Origin of the sequence: Paenibacillus sp. FSL R5-0345 (genome assembly GCF_000758585.1) — a bacterium.
GTDB lineage: Bacteria > Bacillota > Bacilli > Paenibacillales > Paenibacillaceae > Paenibacillus_AQ.
The window spans coordinates 2,296,593-2,314,903 of sequence record NZ_CP009281.1 but is presented as its reverse complement, the minus strand read 5'-3'; the positions used below and the strand labels follow the sequence as shown (position 1 = coordinate 2,314,903).

Here is an 18,311-nt window from a genome sequence, read left to right as displayed (position 1 = left end):
AAAAACATTCAATTATTTTCCGGGAAATGGTTTGTTACTTAGATTTCTCTAATGCAATGTTAGCTGCACTCTCCCCGCCAAGACGACCTGAGGTAAAGGAGTACCCAATACCAACGCCGTTTCCAACATAAGTATCATTAAACAACACACCTTCAGATTCTAGACCTACAGCAAACAATCCTTTCACTGGTGTCCGTTTATCATTCAGAACTTGGAATTTTGTATTTACTAGCAAGCCACCAACTGAACCCAGATTATTAATTTCAGCAATGATGGCGTAGTATGGACCTTCTTCACCCATAGGTTCTAAATACTCAGCAGCTTTTCCAAATTCAGCATCTACACCAGTTTTTGTTGCTTCTGTATAACGATTGTAATTTTCTGCAAACACATCAACATCCATCCCTGCATTCGTAGCTAATTCCTCAATCGTGTTTCCTTTGAAGCCATCTCCGTTCTCCACCATCGAATCAAATACTTTCTCGACATTTGTCCAAGGGTTCTCTAGTGTGAATTTATCGGCAAATTCAGCATAGAATTCCGGTGGCATTCCTGGAAGACTTGGTGCATGAACACCATTCATCCCCTTGGTCTGAAGTGCCTCCAGTTGTGACTTCGAGACGATAACCATGTGATACGGACCATTAAATGCACTTGTATTCGCTGCTGCAACCGAAGTTAACGTCGCCGCTTCATCTCTGAATCGAGCGCCAGAAGTACCTACATTCATGAAATTCGGAAGATACGTCAACATTAGTGGATAACTTGCTTCAAAAGGTTCATATTGTGCTTTTAGACCTTGTGTTGCTCTAGCCAATGTTTGGTGAAGCATTTGTCCACCGAAGTTGTCAGGCACCTTGGCTCCAGCTTCCCATGCCATCTTAAGGCCTTCTCCTACGTTTTGTCCTAATCCACCGTTAACCCCTTCGAAACCAAACGCCTCTTTTACCATTTCTTTATTTGCAGCATAACCACCTGTAGCCATAACGACACTCTTCGCTGTGATTTCAAGTGTTGTACCGTCCGCTTTCTCAGCGATTACTCCTGTAACTTCTCCAGCTTCATTCGTAATCAGCTTTTTGGCAGTCGTTTCTGTGATCACTTGTCCGCCATTTTGTTCAACTGATTCGGATAACATTTTACGAAGCGTTTCTTCACGTGTTTCATAAGCTGGCAGCACATGTAATTGCTCACCGAAGAAATTCAAGAAGCTAGTTTGATATCCTTTTTCGGCTAACCAGTCGTAAGTTTCACCGGATTTAGTAACATATTGTCTAATCGCTGCTGCATCCACTCTCCAGTGATTGTTGACAATCCAATCCGCAATTTCTTTTTCCACATTTACTTTTAGATTATTATTCGTAGCAGCGGATGAATTATAGAACTTACCTGCCCAGGATAAGTTACTCGCTCCCCCGATGACACCCGTTTTCTCTATAATAATAACCTTAGCACCTTTATCAGCCGCTGTAACCGCCGCAGATACACCGGATGCCCCAGCGCCCACTACAACAACATCGGTTTCAAGTTTTTCTGTTTTCCCTTCACCAGCTTTTTTTGCACCTCCGGCTTTGAGAACTTCAAGATTACCTCCACCTTTGGTTACGGCATCTTCCACAGCGGCAAGCATGGCCTCACTGGAAAGACTTGCACCACTAACAGCATCAACTGCCAAGGTTTGCCCTTCTAGAATTTGTGCTTTAATTTTTTCAAGTGCACTATCTCCCAGCCCTCCTGTTTCCGATTGGCTTACGATCTTAATATCTTTAATTTTATCTGGCTCATCCATAGTTACTTCTACTTTAATGACTCCCTCTTTTCCTTCCGCTTCTCCTGTGAACGTACCGGCTTTAAAGGACGATGACGACTTAGCCGATTCCCCATTTCCCGTACATCCACTCAGCATGGAAACGATCAGCACCATACAAAAAGATAACATGAGCATTTTCTTGACGAAATTTCTGTTACGCATTTCTGTTCTCCCCCAGTGTCTAATATCTTATAACCTGATACAAATAACGTGATAATTTTCACAAAGATAATGATTAATCAACAACGACATCTGACAGGCTATATCCCGAAGTATAAACATTGGTGCAACACCAAGGTCAATGTCTACTTTTTGTCCAACTAGAAGAAAAACATCTGCCCAAAGAGCAGATGTTTAATTAGAGTCACTATTTGATTGGGATATTCACTTCCAAATAAGATCTATTATGGCCTTCAATTTTTTCGGTGAGCAGTAATTTTCCAACCACATCTCCCGAAATGGAATAATGATTAGCTTCGATATAGTCAAACATGAACTGCAAGGAGTTCTTCGTGATATATTTTTCATCCGTACATAACATTGTTGCTGAGATACAAAGACTTGGGCTAATATACTCTGCGTACTCTTCAATATCCATTTCGAATTGTTGCGCTTCATCTTCTAGCAAAGTAAGGCCCCAGCTATAATTAAAATTATTGTTTTCACTGAAAAAGATACCTGTATCCTCAATTCTAAAAGAATAAAACGCATACGGCAGCAGATCCATCCAAGTGTTGACTAAGCTTTTTACAATATCATTTTTTAATAATGCATTTTTATCCGTTTGCTTTAGTCTATACATACCTGGCAGCTGTTTAAGTTTACACTTATATAAAGAGGAGTCTAATTCTCTGAGTTCATTATGAATTTCATTCATCTTTTTTAGCAGCATCGTCTTCCGCTTGATCTCTTCTTCTAAATTCGACTCTGTTTCCTGCATCCTACCCATAACTTGCTCTAATGAAGACTCCTTCATCAGCGTTGCCACTTCCGGCAATGGAATTCCCATACTTCTGTACCATCTACTCATTAGCAAATCTCTTGCATCTAAGTCATTAAAATATCTGTAATTATTGCTGTTATCTTTAGTGGGCCTAACAATATCATGTTTCTCGTATAACCTCAGCGTATCTGCAGTTACACCGAGAATGGAAGCAAATTCCCCTATGCAATATTTCACCTGATGTCCCTCCATCCATTTCATGCCTACCCAGCCACATTAAATGATATACAGAAGGACAATATTTAGATATGAAGTAGTTCATTTCTTACTATTCAAATGTATGCAAAAGATCATGCCAGTCCAAACCAGTGAACTAGTGTAAATCCAACTAAGGACAACAAGACCGAACCTATAAGCCCAGCTGCAAAAGACTTCATCCCCAGTCGTCTAAATGCCGCCAAATCAACATTCAAGCCAAGTCCAGCCATCGCCATAGCGATTAGCATATAAGCTATCGTTACAATTCCATTTGCCACTGATGCAGATACAATCCCTAATGAATTCACACCACTTACGAGTAAGAAACCGAGAATAAACCAAGGAATAGGAATACTTTTCCACGAGGCTTTAGACTGAACTCCCTGAACTTTTCTTTCCGCGCGATTCGTCCAAATCCCAATTAATATAGCCACAGGAACAAGTAAGGCTACCCGAGTCAATTTAACGATGACCGCCATATCTACTGCTGCATTCCCACCTGCATCAGCTGCTGCGATGACGTGAGCAATTTCATGTAAGGTAGCTCCAGAGAATACCCCGTAGCCTAGATCGGATAAGCCTAGCAAAGGGTACAAAAAAGTGTAGAGCAACGTGAATATTGTACCTAATATAGCGACTATCGCTGCGCCAATCGCAGTTTCGTCGTCTTTCGCTTTGATTTGTGGAGCAATCGCCACCACCGCTGCCGCACCGCAGATCGCTGTTCCACAGGCAGTTAAGATACTGAGTCGTTTATCAACCTTGAACAGTCGAGCAAGCCCGTAGACAACAGAGATCGTAAATACGATCACGATAACAGCCAGTAGAAATACCCTTGGACCCGCAGCTACGATATCCATTAAATTCAACCGCATACCAAGCAGGATAATTCCTAGACGCAGTAGCTTTTTGCTGGAAAAATCAGTCCCTTGAGTGATCGTGCCCGGCACTCCGACGGTTGCCCGCCAAATAATTCCGATTAGAATGGCAATGACCAGTTGGCCCATAATAGAGAGAAATGGAAAGCCTGCTAAATACTTTGCGACTAATGCAATGATTAAGGTCAATCCAATGCCAAGCGCAAAACCAACCTCTTTCTTATGGTTCGATTGGTATAATCCCTGTGAATCCCCCATGTCGTGTACACCCCTTGTATGAATCTCTAGATGACGGAGGTATGTATATCCCCCATGAATCAACAATAAAACGCCATGGCTCGAAAGTTAAATACCAATATACTATCTGTAAGATTAGTAATCCTTATGCTTGAATTTGCGCAAAAAAAGCTCCTTCGAGAAGCAGCATGCCAGAGCAGCCGCCTCACCAAAAGAGCGTCGTTTGTGTTCCTATATTACATTTACACTTCTAGCATCTGAAGCTTAGTACCCTTCGGAAGTACAGAAGTTATATACTCGTGAACCGGATGTTGTCCTTCAGCTTCCGCAAGCACCGTCACAATTCCTTGGTCCGTGCCCGTTCTGATCAGACGTCCCATCCCTTGTTTAAGTCTCAGCAGCATGTACGGCAAATCCACCTCTTCAAAAGGATTGGAGGTCTCCGCTCGTTTCGCCATAAATACAGGGTCGAGCGGCGGATAAGGCAGTGACCAAATGATCACATTAGATAATGAAGGTCCTGGTATGTCTAGTCCTTCCCACAGCGTTACCGCACAAAGCACACTATGCTCATCCCTTTGAAAAGCTGAGATCAGATAGCTGATCTCTTGATCCCCTTCAAAGAGGAAAGAATACTTACTGGATTCTGCTGTCTGCGAGCTGAGCTGCTTGAACTGCAGAAGTTCTTCCCGAGTACGGAACAGCAGCAGGGCTCTTCCTTCAGTCTGCTGGATAAGCTTTAGAGAGATCTCCATTTTTTCAGCAAAATCACCGCTCCGAAGCTCTGGCACATAGACATTCATCTGATGCTCATAATCATAAGGTGAGTCTACAGAGAAAGACAGAAAGTCTTGAATCCCAAGACTGTCCTTCAAGTATTGGAATGATTTATCCACGGATAAGGTAGCCGAAGAGAATACGATTGGCATTTTTTGCGTGAACAAGCTGTCTTGGAGTACTTCCTTAACATTACGTGGCATGACCGACAGCGTTAAGCCATCACTATCTTCTGTCGCCCAGCAGATTAATGCACCTGAATCCTCAAACAATCTCAACGCGATCTCTATGGTCTCCAAACGTTCTTCCACAATCCGCAACTGATATTCATCAATCGTGTAAAGTCCACTTTCGAATACTAATTCTTCTTCGATAGCAGCAATTACACTACGCATGCGGTGCACCTCACGGATTAGCGGTGCGTTAAGCGCAATGCTTTTTCGATCCGATCCAGGAATGCTGCGGCATTGACGACGAATGTATTTAAACATCTGCTCACTCTGCATAATCGCTTCATCAATAAGTACCGCGAGCGTCTCACGAATCTCATTCTGTAACAGACGAGAGATTAGTTCTTCAAAGACAACATGCTTCATTTTATAGCCTAACGCCTTCATGGCGGCAGATTCTAACAAATGCCCTTCGTCAAAAACAACGGCACAATGCTCTGGAAGTAAAGGAATTTGACCCTCTCGCTTACGCGCTTCATAAGTCCAAATATGTTCCATGTAATAATCGTGAGAACAAATGATCAAGTCACTTGATTTCCGGTAATGATCACGGGACAACGTCTGCCCACAGCGGTGACGCATATCGCAAGTAAAACAATCCTGAAACGTATCCCAATTGATCTTATTCCATTGCTCATCGTTCAAATCTGGATAGTCCCTACGGTCGCCATAGGCATGGAACTGCTGCATCGGTGCATGAGAATGTACAAAATCAGGTAGAGTACTGTATAAACTCTCCAGCGGCAAGCTCCCATCATCATTGTTGCGTGCGTGATCCAGCTTTTTCAGACACATATACTTGTCCGGAGATTTCGCTAGTCTGGCATCAATATTCATATTCAGATGCTTCGCAAGCTTGGCAATATCGCCTTCCGGTTTCACAAGCTGCTCGATCAATGACTCATCCGCACAAGCGATAATCGCAGGTTTGCCCATATACCGCGCATAACAAATGCTATATAACAAATACACTAAAGTCTTACCCGTACCGACCCCTGCCTCAGCAAAAATCGTCTTTTTCTCAGCAAAAGCTCGCTCCACCTGAAACGCCATGTAAATCTGTTCATCACGGACTTCAAATCCTGCCTCAGGAAGAATTTCATAAAATACATCTCCGACCCATTCTCCTACTTGCTCCATAAAAGGTCTGGTCCGATCATATTCAAAAGGATACTGTGTCGCCAACAAGCCTACCTCCAATATTTGATCAGGCATATCACATATGCCATGAAAAATAGAATCAACGGAAAAACTCTATTATCTCATAAGATTGGAATAATTACAAAGTAGTTCGTTTGGATAATTTAGCGGTTGTTACAAGTTACTATAGCAGGCAGGAGGATCATTACCTTTAATAGAATAAACAGTTACAGGAATGTATTGGAAGAATCGGAAGATCTCTGATAAAAGGGAGGGGTAAACTTGAAAAAAACATTCATAATCATTTTAATCATTGCAGTGGTTGCTCTTATTTTACCAATCGTATCCACTCCATTTATTAACAATTACATTGCATATTCCACAAAGAAAAATCTAATGGAACTATCTTTGCCAGATAAAACTGAAAGGGTAGATGCTTTATCATCCGCTGGGAAATTAATGGGGAATGGAAATGGAATGCAATTTTTTGGCGCTATTTTAATCAAATCAGAACAAACTTTGGAACAATTAAATAATTTTTATGGAAAGTATCGCGAGAATGATTGGAGTTACATCGTTGAAAAGCAAGTGAGTAATAACATTGCTTTTATTGAACATCGTGATTTGAAATTCAAAGCATTGAAAGCAGATGAAAAGCTAGTTAACTATTATATTGTTTACACTTGGGGCAGTAGTAATTATCCATTAAGTGATCTAGACATACGAGGGCATTAACACTTAAAGGATGTAAGTATTAAACCATAGGGAGGGAAGAACATGCATTGGAAAAAGTATTTTATTCTAGTGTTACCAACGATAATAATCGGGCTATTTTTATACTCCTTTCTTCCTGCACGCCAGAGGCCCTATGTTTTATTAGTTCCTATGATATTCTGGTTGATATATCACACTTGGATTTATATTGAAAGAAAACAAAAGAAATAAAAACGGCAATCAAGGACTCTTTACGCTCGTCCATGACTGCCTCATTTTTTGAAAGATTAATCAATTACAGTACTTGCTTCCAAAAGTCCGTCCCAGCAAAAACAAACTCTTTATCCAGCGCTTCTCCCCCATCCTCAAAGCAATCTGCCCATGGAACACGCTTCTTCCTCAGGGACGCAGCATCCTTCACGTCATATTCCTGATATCTAACGGTTTGCTCATTCGCTGCGTTATTCCAGTTGTCCCAGCCCATAGGATGAATATGCAAGCCCATCTGACAACCCACAAACACGGTCTTCGCGTACTCGCGCCAAGGACGTCCTAGAAACACTGGAGCAATATCAGGATCGGCTGTTAAGAAGCAATTCTTAAAAATGTAGCCATGTGACTGTCCCTCGGGTGTCGAAGCCGCTGTTATATAACCGGAAAGATTCTCATTATGACGTAAACTGCGAATCTCACATTGATCGAAATAAGCCGTGGCACCGCCAAAAATAAAATCGATGGTTCCTTCTATATAGCAATGCTGATATAACTGACGATACTGGGCGTGATGTTCTCTCAGCGGAATACCTCCGAATGCCCTTCGCTCTCGTGGAGCAGGTGGTAAAGGTCCTGTGAACAATGTGTCCTGATACCCCTTAAAGATGCAATTTCTGAATACGGTTTGGTCGCAATGCGCATAGACGGCTAATGCCTGCCCAATACGTTCTCCCTGCCCAGCACTATTGGTTATCACCAGATTCTCTAATACCAAATGACTGCCGCCCAGAAATAACGTTGGAGTAGCAAACGTATTGATTTCTTCCCCCGCTTCATCACGCTCTTTGGCATAACGGTTCATGGTTATTTCCACGCAGCCAAGTCCTATAACCTTAAGATTAGAACGGTAAATCCGAACTGCCTCTTGATAGATGCCGGATAAAATATAGAGCGTAACCGCTTGGCTGGTTGGCTCACCCTCTAGCGAATCTATCGCCTCTTGAATGGTGCGATAATCGCAAAAGGATTCTTTGCCCACTACTAGCATTGTTGTCTGTTCCCTTCCATGGATTTTAGAGATGCTTCGCCAAAAATTGCTGCCATAACGTCCGCATTTCCAGAGTCTCCATATGCCCTCCACTTCCCACTAGCGGTTGCCAATGTTCTGGGCTCCCTGCTGTTTGGTAAGCTTCAGACAATCCTTGAGCCAGATGCTCAACACCTTCAATCGGACATAACCGATCGTTTCTGCCTACTAGACTCATTCGCGGGCGGGGAGCAATCCGCTTTTGAATATCGAGCGTTGTGTAATGCTTCAATAACCCGGGCACATATGAATAGTAGCCATGATGATCTAATCCTCTTACAGCAATTAAGCTATGTGCATCTACTTGACCACAGATGTCGACAATCACTCCGACCCGTTCGTCTAATGCAGCCAGCCACCATGCCATCAAACCACCCATGGACATACCGATTGTTGCGATTCGGGAAGCGTCAATATCCTCACGTTGGCACATGTAATCCAGCATTCGAATATTGTCATACAGCATCATGCCCCACATGACCTGCCCCTTCCATAGCATTTCCTTCACTAGCTCACTCTCAGTTTTACCGCCACGCTCATTAAACCCCCACATATCGATACAGCAAGCAGCGTACCCCATCTCCGTTAGGGCTTTAGCAAAAGAAGGCTGTTGCAAATAGGCGCTGCTGCGAACAAACTCATTACGTCCATTCGCGTAATTCCCCCCATGAGAATGATTAAAGACAACCAGCGGAAACGGTCCTTCTCCATCCAAAGGAATAGCAACATAAGCAGGAACCCGTTCCAATCCATTCAGATCAAGCAAAAGGGATTCGAGGCGATATCCGTCCCGTTCCTCTTGGTTTATCACAGTTACCGAAATCGGCTTATCCGTTGGAAGATCGCCTAACAGTTCCTTCAGTTTATCCGGCGCCATGGCTTCCCCCCTTTACGGACACACATTCTGTTCTGTGGGCGAAACGGTAACTTGTTCTACTAGTTTCTCCGGCTTTTTCGTGTTCTTGGACTGACAATTCACGATCTCTATTGCTTCGCCATTTTCAATGTAAAAAGCAGGTCCTTCATGATTCTCGATAGTCACCTGTTGGAATTGTACATCCCTTGCATTGCCTAGGAAAAATCCGCGATTGTTCATGTTCTCGATTCCTGTCATCATATCCGGATGCCCGGGAACCGCATTACTTGCCATAGAGATATCAATATTTGAAAAAGTAATCTCCGATACATACTGCTCCGCCAGTCCATATAAGAATCCCGCAGCAGCATGAACATTACGTGCGGTAATATTGGCGAAATGGATGCGTCTAAAGCATGGCGTTTCATCAGTGATCGGATAAGGATTTTTATCCCACACATACTTTTCTTTCCCGCGCGGCCCACAGAAATAGTATAGATTCAGAGTAAATGGACAAATGACGTCTTCCATTACAATATTACTGATCCTAATGTCTTCAATAGTTCCACCACGACCCCGTCTTGATTTCATACGAATGCCACGATCGGTTTGCTTAAAAACACAGTTGCTAATGGTTACATTCCGAATATCTCCACTCATTTCACTTCCAAGAACAACTCCACCATGCCCATGAACCATGGTACAGTTTGTGATCGTGATATTCTCGCATGGAATACGTTCTTTCGTATCTTCAGTTCCTGCTTTGATAGCAATGCAGTCATCACCTACATCAATATTGCAGTTACTTATCCGAACATTCGTACAGGACTCTGGATTAATACCATCTGTATTCGGAGAATCAGCCGGGTTCAAAATGGACAGGTTATCAATCGTCACATTGTAGCAGGCCACAGGATTAACGGTCCAGCTAGGAGAATTCACCAGCGAGACATCCTTAATCGTTACCCGCTGACAGCTATCAAAGCCAATCAAAGTCGGACGGGGGTACTTTAGCTCTTCCCGACGGTTCCGAAATACATCCCACCATGCCTTACCATTACCATTAATAGTTCCGCTTCCGGTAATCGATATATTGACTAAACCTTTACCATGAATACAAGGTGTATGAACCTGCTGCTTCACCCCTTCCCATCTACATTCCACCGCAGGGTAATTCACAGGGTTCGTACTGAATGAAAGGATCGTTCCTGGATTTAAATTTAATTCAATATTGCTTTTCATAACAATCGCACCCGTATAGTAAGTGCCAGCTGGCACATAAACAGTTCCTCCACCAGCCTCACTTGCCGCTTCAATCGCACGCGCAATCGCTTCTGTCGCTAACATTCCGCTATTCTTAAGCGCACCAAAATCGTCAATATTATATACGGACATACTATAGCACTCCTGTTCTATATCAGATCCAGCCTCTTAATTGTTCGTATTCCACACAGGCTTGTAGGAAAGCACCCACACCTTTTTGGTCATTCGTGACAATAGGCTCACTAATGTAATAAGCAAAGGTACCATCTCTTTGGTCCACTCCACCTAACCCCGCCACTTGGCAATTTTTATTTAGATTGACCCAACCTTCTTTGGTTTCTAGTACAAATTCGCTGATAAGTCCTTGGAACGCGCGGTCTAACGGTTCGTACCAACTAGCCTCTAACACGCCTAATCGAATACCTTTTGCCATAGCGTACACAATCATACTGGAAGCAGAAGCTTCTAAATAATTCCCTTTGCGTTCCCCCAGATTCACTACTTGATACCAGACTCCTGATTCAGGATCCTGATATTTCTTCACAGCAGTTAAAGTATCGTTTAGAATTCGGACCAGTTCTGGATAATCAGCATGCTCACTCGGCAATAACTCTAGAACATCAACTAAAGCCATAAGATACCAGCCAAGTGAACGCGCCCAAAAGTTAGGAGATAGCCCTGTCTCGGGGTCACACCAAGGCTGAATATGTTGTTCATCCCATGCGTGATATAGCAGACCCGTTTCCGAATCTTTAGTGTGCTTCTCACATAAAATAAATTGTTTCGTCACATCTTCAAGCCCCTGCCCTTCCTCAAAGGCTAGCAAGTAGGCCAAATAGAAAGGTGCACCCATATAAAGACCATCCAACCAGATTTGATAGGGATAAATATTTTTATGCCAAAAAGCGCCTTCCGAGGTTCGCGGATGTGCCTTTAGCTGTTTTCTAAATAAGGTAGCCGCTTGTTTATATTTTTCCTGCTTGGTTTCTTTATATAGTGTGAATAATAATTTCCCGTTATTAATGTGATCGATATTGTACTCGTCCAAATGATAGCCCTTAACGCTGCCATCTTCCTGAATAAAGTAATCCATATGATCTTGAATGAATTGCAGATACTTCGCATCGCCAGTTTGCTTCCACAGCCATTCAAATCCATTCAACACCACACCATAGTCATAGGTCCAGCTTCCGTTGTAGCCTTTATCCTCATAGAGCTTTGGTGTCCTCGCCATGATAGAGTCTGCCGTGTGAATTGCCCAATGTGATCTCTTCATCCCAACCCCCTGAATGTTATTAAATTTAAGTACTACCTTCTCCCACAAAATAATAGGACTTGATTCTCAGTCCGAGAGAATCAAGTCATTGTATAGTAATGTACGAACGAATCAATCTTGAATTAAACTCTGCATCTCCACACAAGCCATCACCAACGCGCCCACGCCATGTAAATCATTCTTAACTTTAGGTCGAGTGACATAACTCTCGTAATCCCCAGCCGAAGTACCGATACAGATGTCCGGCAAAATTAATCTATTCTGGTCATCCCACTGAATCAACCTGGTTAACCCTTCATAGCCTTTTCTAGCTGCAGCTGTAGCCATTTCTGTATCACTTACAATGCCATGCTTCACGGCTTTGGCAATCGTGTAGACAAATAAACATGACCCTGAGGTCTCAAGCCAATTATCCGGCTCGTGCCCCTTGTCCACGACCTGATACCAAAGCCCACTCTCTTGATCTTGATAACGAATAAGGGCATCAACGAATTCACTTAAAGTAGAAGATAATCCAGTTCGAGCGGGATCATGGACGGCCAACAGATCAAGAAATTGCGACAATGCGAGACCATACCACCCTAACGATCTGCTCCAGAATTCTGGTGAACAGCCTGTCTCCGGGTTCGACCACGGCATCCGGCGACTCTCGTCCCAAGCATGATATAATAACCCGGTTGTCTCATCTTTCATGTGCTTGCGCATTAACTTCTCCTGATGGAGAACCGTATCACGCAAGCTAGAATCGCCATAGACATTAGCATATTTTAACGAGAATACACCTGCCATATAAAGCCCGTCTAACCACATTTGGTTAGCATATTTATCCTTATGCCAGTACCCACCCTCAGAGGTTTTGTTTAACGTAAGCAATAAATTCCTCAGCTTCTCTGCAGCAATGCGATACTTGAGTTTACCTGTCCGCTTATGAAGGTTAAACAGCAGTTGTCCGGCTTGAACGGCATCTAACTCATCACGGGCAAAATAAAAGTTACCGTATTCATCTACCAAATCATCCACGTATGCCTGAATATACTGAATATAGCGGTCTTCTTGATATACATTCCACAATAGCTCCATACCGCATAAAAATACACCTTGATGGTAGTGCCAACGATGAGCTGGAGGAAGTTCTCCCGCCTTGTAAGTATCCATTAATGAATCGCAAGCTTTTTTTGCCCACTCTATGGGTGTTGTTGGTGCACTGACAGTCATCTCCAAACTCCCTCCATCAGAATATTCTCTCTTTCAATGCTTATTAGCCCTTCATAGAACCTAACATTGCTCCTTTAGCAAAATGCTTTTGCAGGAATGGATATACACATAGTATTGGTAGAGTAGCTACAACGATAACAGCCATTTTAATCGTTTGATCTGGCGGTGGAGCAGCAGCGTCCAGTGTAGCGCTGTGATCCATACCGCTGGCAAGCACAACAATTTGTCTCAGTAGAACCTGTATTGGCCACTTCGTACTATCATCCAAATACAGAATCGCATTCATGTAGGTATTCCAATACGTAACCGCATAGAACAATCCGATAGTCGCTAACGCAGGTAAGGATAGTGGCAATACAATTCGAAATAAAATTCCGAAGTCATTACAACCATCAATTTTGGCTGACTCCTCCAGACCATCTGGTATATTCTGAAAAAATGTTTTAAGGATGATCATGTTAAATGCACTAATCGCTGAAGGTAGAATAAGTGATGCGTACGTATCTATTAGTCCTAATTCCTTCACTACGAGGAAAGTTGGGATCATTCCACCATGAAAGAGCATGGTGAACACAACCATAAAGTTAACCATTTTACGTCCGTCCAGATCTCTTCTAGCAAGAGCGTAAGCCATCAGAGAAGTGATTAACAAACTGAAGAATGTACCAATCACCGTGACACCAATGGAAACACCCATGGCTTTAAATATTGTATTCGTTGAGAAGATATACTTGTAAGCTTCCAGACTCCACACTTTTGGTATCAGTACAAATTTATTAGCCGCTAGCTCTGCAGTCGTTGTAAATGAGCCTGCTACAACGTGCATAATCGGAAGAATGGTAATTAAAGCTATGAGCGCTAGCAGCGTAAAGTTTATAGCCGAAAAAATTCTACTACTGATTGTTTTATCATGTACCATTTCAATTCCTCCCAGAACATATCAATAAACGCCTTCTTCGCCCATTTTCTTAGATAATTTATTGACCGACATTACCATAATCAAGCCAACAATCGATTTAAAGAATCCAATGGCTGTGCTGTAACTAAACTGTCCTTGTCTTAGACCAGCAGTATAAACATACGTATCGATAATTTCCGCGACTTCTCGATTCATGGAGTTAAGTAGCAGATATACATGTTCAAATCCAAGATCAAGAACGGAACCAATTTTCAGAATAAATAATGTGATAATTACCCCTCTAATCGCTGGAAGAGTAATATGCCAGACTTGTCTGATTCGTCCAGCTCCATCCATACGTGATGCTTCGTAAAGCCCTGGATCGATGGCAGCAATGGAAGCGAGATAAATAATCGTTCCCCAGCCTGCTTCTCTCCAAATCACCTGAATAATATACATGGGCCTGAACCATCCTGGGTCAAGCAGGAAATTGATTTGTTTAAATCCAAAATAGGAAAGTAACTCGTTGATGATCCCTCCATCCATCGTGACCATAACAAATGAAATGGAGACGACGATAACCCACGACAAAAAATGGGGTATATAGAAAAGACTCTGAAAAGTTCTTTTGAAAAAGGTGCCTTGAAGTTCATTTAACATCAGGGCAAGGATGATCGGAATCGGGAAATAGATAAGAATATTCATCCCGAAAAGCACAAGTGTGTTCACCAATATATTTAAGAAATCCGGCTCTGTGAACAACCTGCTGAAATGCTTCATACCCACCCAATCACTGCCCATTATTCCTTTATAAGGCTTATAGTCTTGGAATGAGATAATTAATCCATACATAGGGAGATATTTAAAAATAATAAAATATAGCACTCCCGGTATTAGCATGACGTAGAGCAATTTATTTCTCCACAGCCGCTTTTTTAGTACGCTGCTGCTTTTATAAATCTCTGGCTCAGGCTGCATTTTCGGGGCTGAACTAGGCTGTGCGGTGACATCCTGCATGATACTCTTCCTTTCTCCTTCTTTATTCAAACACGATATTACTGAACCCTGTGAGGAATAGAAAAGGTTGTTGAAACAAGATCAACAACCTTTTCAGCTATATCGTTTAACTATTCGAGCACGGGTTACTATTTTTTGTATAAAGCGTTGTACTCTTCAATAATTTTATCTCCACCACGGCTCTTCCAATTCTCAACCTCTTTTTCAAATCCAGCTCTGTCGAGCTGTCCATACATATACTTGTAGGTTGCATCTGTAATAATTTGTTGAATCTCAACACCTTTTTCAGTGTAGGTAGCTGAGTCCATAGCCACTGTTGGATCTGCTACACCCACTTTAACGTTCTCAAGTACCAATTCTTCTGCATGAATACGGCCTGGCAGAACGTTATAACTTTGGTACATGCCATTAGTTTCGTATTCTCCGATAACACTATCCTTGAAGCCCTTAACTTCACGTTCGATCAAATCTTTGTCATCCGCAGGTTTCGCTTTACCGTCTACAACGGTATAGTGAGTCCCTTCAATTCCCCAATACATCAAGTTAGCTACTTCTGGTGTCATCATTTGGTCAAAGAAAGCAAGGATCTTCTTGAGTTCTGCCTCATCCTTCACAGCAGATTTCGGGAACATGACGACATTGTTATACCCGGGAATCATCCATTGCGCATATTTACCTTCTGGACTCGCAACCATACTATGCGTATCTAGAACAGCATCAGGGAAAAGCTTAATGGTATCTTTGTTGAGGGTATCTATATCTTGTATAGAGCCTCCGATATAGAGCCCTGCTTTACCAGATGTAAACATGTTTACAGCATCCGTTTTACTAGTAGCAGCAAAATCCTGGTTCATGTATCCGCCTTCACGAACTTTTTTGAAGAAGTCCATCGTATCGAAATACTCATCGAAGGTAAATTCAGGTGCTAATTTGCCATCCTTCTCTCCCCATGAGTTCGGAGTTCCAAACCAAGATGAGACTGTTTTAAACGCACCATAGGTCAACTCATTACGGTCAACAATACCTATAGTATCTTTTATTCCATTACCGTCTGGATCTTGTTCCGTGAAGGCCTTAGCCATTTCGAACAATTCATCTACATTAGCTGGTGCAGCAAGTCCTAATTTATCTGCCCAGTCTTTCCGATAGATGATCCCTTGACGTGCCAGAGGGCGGCCGATATACAAGGTGTACAACTTGCCATCCACTTTGGTGTTATTCAGAATTTCAGGTTTCAATTTACTCAGATTCGGGAATTCACTTAAGAGAGGACCAATTTCCCAGAACTGACCGTCTTTAATCGCTTCTTTCATCTGAATGAAGGTTGTTTGATTCTTTAAATACGTCACTTGCGGCAGTGAGCCAGTCGCAAAAGATGAATTCAGTTTTTCTTCGTAAGTATCAGCAGGGAAAAATTGGTACGTCAACTTCGTGTTGGTCAATTTCTCAACTTCATTCTTAATCGTGTCAGGTGGTGTATCAGTCGTATTTAATGGAAGCATAATCTTGATTTGTGTCGGCTCTTCTTTTACATCTTCTTTTGCTGCCTCTGTCTCTACCGGCTTAGCAGTGCTCTCACTACTTGCAGTTTCAGAACTTGCTTGATTGTTGTTACCACCACATCCAGCCAGCAATGTGCTGAGTGCTAACAGTGATGTCAACAACATGGTGAAGGATTTCTTCTTCATACCATTTTGACCTCCATAATTTGTATTGGTTACGAGTCCCACATTACATCGTTGGCAAAGTTACGAAAACAATCATTTCCCCATAAAGGGCCGTTCTTAAAGGGATCTGAGCAAATGATTATGGTGATAACACAAAAAAATCCACTGCGTCATCCGCAGTGGATCAAACTAACCTATTTACTTCTCTATCCCAAGCTCAGCCTCACCATATTCCTTAATAATCTGATTTCCTCCGTTGGCTCTCCATTTCTCAACTTCCTTCTGGAATCCCTCAACGGTTATATTGCCTAGTATGTAATTGTACGTAGCGTCCACAATGATTGTAGACAATTCCACATTCTTTTCATCATAGGTAGAAGAGCTTAAAGACACGGTCGGATCGTCGACCAGAAAAGATTCATTATCTTTACTTAGCTGATCCGCAAGTGAGGTCAATTGCTCCTTCTGAGCCACCTCCATAATGTTCTTATTACTAATGTCTGCAATCATCAAAGAATATAACGGATTTACTTCTTGCACCCGCAGCTCCGAAGTCTCCTCGGGAAGAATGATTTTTCCTTCCTCAAGCTTATAATGGCGCCCTTCAAACCCATACATCATTATATTCGCTACATCTTTATCCATGGTTCGATCAAAGAATTCGAGTACCTGGCGGAGTTCATCCTCAGTAGCAATGGCTTTTTTGGAGAAGAGATAGAGTCCATTATAATTGGGTATCGACCACACCTTATATCCTTCAGGCCCTTCGATCCGATTGATTAATGTAAGTTCTGCCTTTGGATTCAAATTCTGAGCTTCAATAGACAGCCGCTTTACATCTGTCATACTGCCGATAAATACACCAGCAATACCATTAATGAACTTATCGCGTTGTACTTCTTTGCTCGTTAAGGCGAAATCCTGATTAATAATTTTCTCATCATATAATTTCTTCATGAAATTCATAGTGTTCATATACTCAGCGGTCACAAATTCAGGTACAAATTGATGATTCTCTAGTTTCCAATTATTTGGTGTGCCAAAATACGAACTTAACGTCTTAAATACCCCATACACAAGATCATTTCGATCGACTAATCCGTAGGTATCCTGTTTGCCATTCTGATCTGGATCGTTGTATGTAAATTGTCTCATGACCTCATATAGTTCATCCAGTGTTTGCGGATTATTTAAATGAAGATTGTCGAGCCAATCCTTGCGTATAATAACCCCCTGTCTGGAAGAGGGGCGTTCCGTATATAAGCCATAGATCTTACTATCTACAGAAGTCTGCTTAAGAATGGCGGGGTTCAGTTGTTTAAGATTGGAGAACTCCTGAAGGTATGGGCCGATCTCCCAAAAGGCATCCGAACGAATAGCATTTTTCACCAGATTATAATCTGAGAATTTTACAAATGTGACCTTTCCGAGGGAATTGGTTGTAAGCGCCGTGTTCATCTTATCCGTGTAGACACCCTCTGGAACCCACCTTATATCTAGCTTCACACCTGTCAGCCTTTCGATCTCTGCCATAATCTCTTTCGAGGGCTGTTGCGGAAAATGAAGGGGCGCCAAAATTGAGATACTCGGGGGAGACACTTTTGGGCCGGAATCGGCAGATTCCTTATTGTTGCAAGCGCTTAAGAAAGAGAAAACGAGCAAAGCAAATAAACAGAAATACATCGTTGCCCTTCTATCCATTGATACTCTAGACATTTTGTGGCCTCCTAGATATTGTAAGGATTATCACCTGAAAGCTTGAAGATTTTACATTTTATAAGCATAATTAGAGCTAATGATTATCGCGAAGCGAGATGATTATTGTTATTTCC

14 protein-coding genes are annotated in these 18,311 nt (G+C 42.2%); 1 reads left to right on the top strand and 13 read right to left on the bottom strand.

The window, feature by feature from the left end:
- Window positions 1-34: 34 nt before the first annotated feature.
- From R50345_RS09885 to R50345_RS09870, 4 genes are all read right to left on the bottom strand, one after another.
- Window positions 35-1,972 (bottom strand): FAD-binding protein, encoded by a 1,938-nt coding sequence (locus R50345_RS09885; RefSeq protein WP_042126142.1) that lies wholly within the window; start codon window positions 1,970-1,972, stop codon window positions 35-37.
- Between the two features lie 205 nt (window positions 1,973-2,177).
- Window positions 2,178-2,990 carry a MerR family transcriptional regulator gene (locus R50345_RS09880; protein ID WP_042126140.1) on the bottom strand — a complete coding sequence of 271 codons (813 nt, stop codon included), beginning with the start codon at window positions 2,988-2,990 and terminating at the stop codon, window positions 2,178-2,180.
- 113 nt (window positions 2,991-3,103) lie between these two features.
- Entirely contained in the window at window positions 3,104-4,147 is a 1,044-nt protein-coding gene (locus R50345_RS09875) for a YeiH family protein (protein WP_042126138.1), read from the bottom strand.
- Between the two features lie 221 nt (window positions 4,148-4,368).
- Window positions 4,369-6,273, bottom strand: a complete 1,905-nt coding sequence (locus tag R50345_RS09870; RefSeq protein WP_231574255.1) for an ATP-dependent DNA helicase — start codon at window positions 6,271-6,273, stop codon at window positions 4,369-4,371.
- Window positions 6,274-6,555: 282 nt separating this feature from the next.
- On the opposite strand from R50345_RS09870, the gene R50345_RS09865 reads away from it, so the two are divergent.
- Window positions 6,556-7,008, top strand: coding sequence for a hypothetical protein (locus tag R50345_RS09865; RefSeq protein WP_197069769.1), 453 nt, complete (start codon window positions 6,556-6,558; stop codon window positions 7,006-7,008).
- Window positions 7,009-7,282: 274 nt separating this feature from the next.
- Here the strand turns inward: R50345_RS09865 and R50345_RS09860 are convergent, their stop codons facing one another.
- The 9 genes from R50345_RS09860 to R50345_RS09820 form a co-directional block, all read right to left on the bottom strand.
- Complete coding sequence (locus tag R50345_RS09860; protein ID WP_042126134.1) at window positions 7,283-8,248, bottom strand: pectinesterase family protein; 966 nt, start codon at window positions 8,246-8,248, stop codon at window positions 7,283-7,285.
- A gap of 25 nt (window positions 8,249-8,273) precedes the next feature.
- A complete protein-coding gene (locus R50345_RS09855) occupies window positions 8,274-9,164 on the bottom strand; it encodes a dienelactone hydrolase family protein (protein WP_042126132.1) in 891 nt (296 codons plus the stop codon).
- A gap of 12 nt (window positions 9,165-9,176) precedes the next feature.
- Window positions 9,177-10,538 (bottom strand): glycoside hydrolase family 28 protein, encoded by a 1,362-nt coding sequence (locus R50345_RS09850; protein ID WP_042126130.1) that lies wholly within the window; start codon window positions 10,536-10,538, stop codon window positions 9,177-9,179.
- A 22-nt stretch (window positions 10,539-10,560) separates the two neighbouring features.
- Entirely contained in the window at window positions 10,561-11,682 is a 1,122-nt protein-coding gene (locus tag R50345_RS09845; protein ID WP_042126128.1) for a glycoside hydrolase family 88/105 protein, read from the bottom strand.
- A 111-nt stretch (window positions 11,683-11,793) separates the two neighbouring features.
- The gene (locus R50345_RS09840; RefSeq protein ID WP_042126126.1) at window positions 11,794-12,897 is read right to left on the bottom strand and encodes a glycoside hydrolase family 88/105 protein; all 1,104 of its coding nucleotides are present in this window, start codon (window positions 12,895-12,897) and stop codon (window positions 11,794-11,796) included.
- Between the two features lie 43 nt (window positions 12,898-12,940).
- Window positions 12,941-13,816, bottom strand: coding sequence for a carbohydrate ABC transporter permease (locus R50345_RS09835; protein ID WP_042126124.1), 876 nt, complete (start codon window positions 13,814-13,816; stop codon window positions 12,941-12,943).
- A gap of 21 nt (window positions 13,817-13,837) precedes the next feature.
- Window positions 13,838-14,773 carry an ABC transporter permease gene (locus R50345_RS09830; RefSeq protein ID WP_231574253.1) on the bottom strand — a complete coding sequence of 312 codons (936 nt, stop codon included), beginning with the start codon at window positions 14,771-14,773 and terminating at the stop codon, window positions 13,838-13,840.
- Between the two features lie 167 nt (window positions 14,774-14,940).
- Entirely contained in the window at window positions 14,941-16,500 is a 1,560-nt protein-coding gene (locus tag R50345_RS09825) for an extracellular solute-binding protein (RefSeq protein ID WP_042126120.1), read from the bottom strand.
- 177 nt (window positions 16,501-16,677) lie between these two features.
- Window positions 16,678-18,195 carry an extracellular solute-binding protein gene (locus R50345_RS09820; protein WP_042126119.1) on the bottom strand — a complete coding sequence of 506 codons (1,518 nt, stop codon included), beginning with the start codon at window positions 18,193-18,195 and terminating at the stop codon, window positions 16,678-16,680.
- Window positions 18,196-18,311 lie beyond the last annotated feature (116 nt).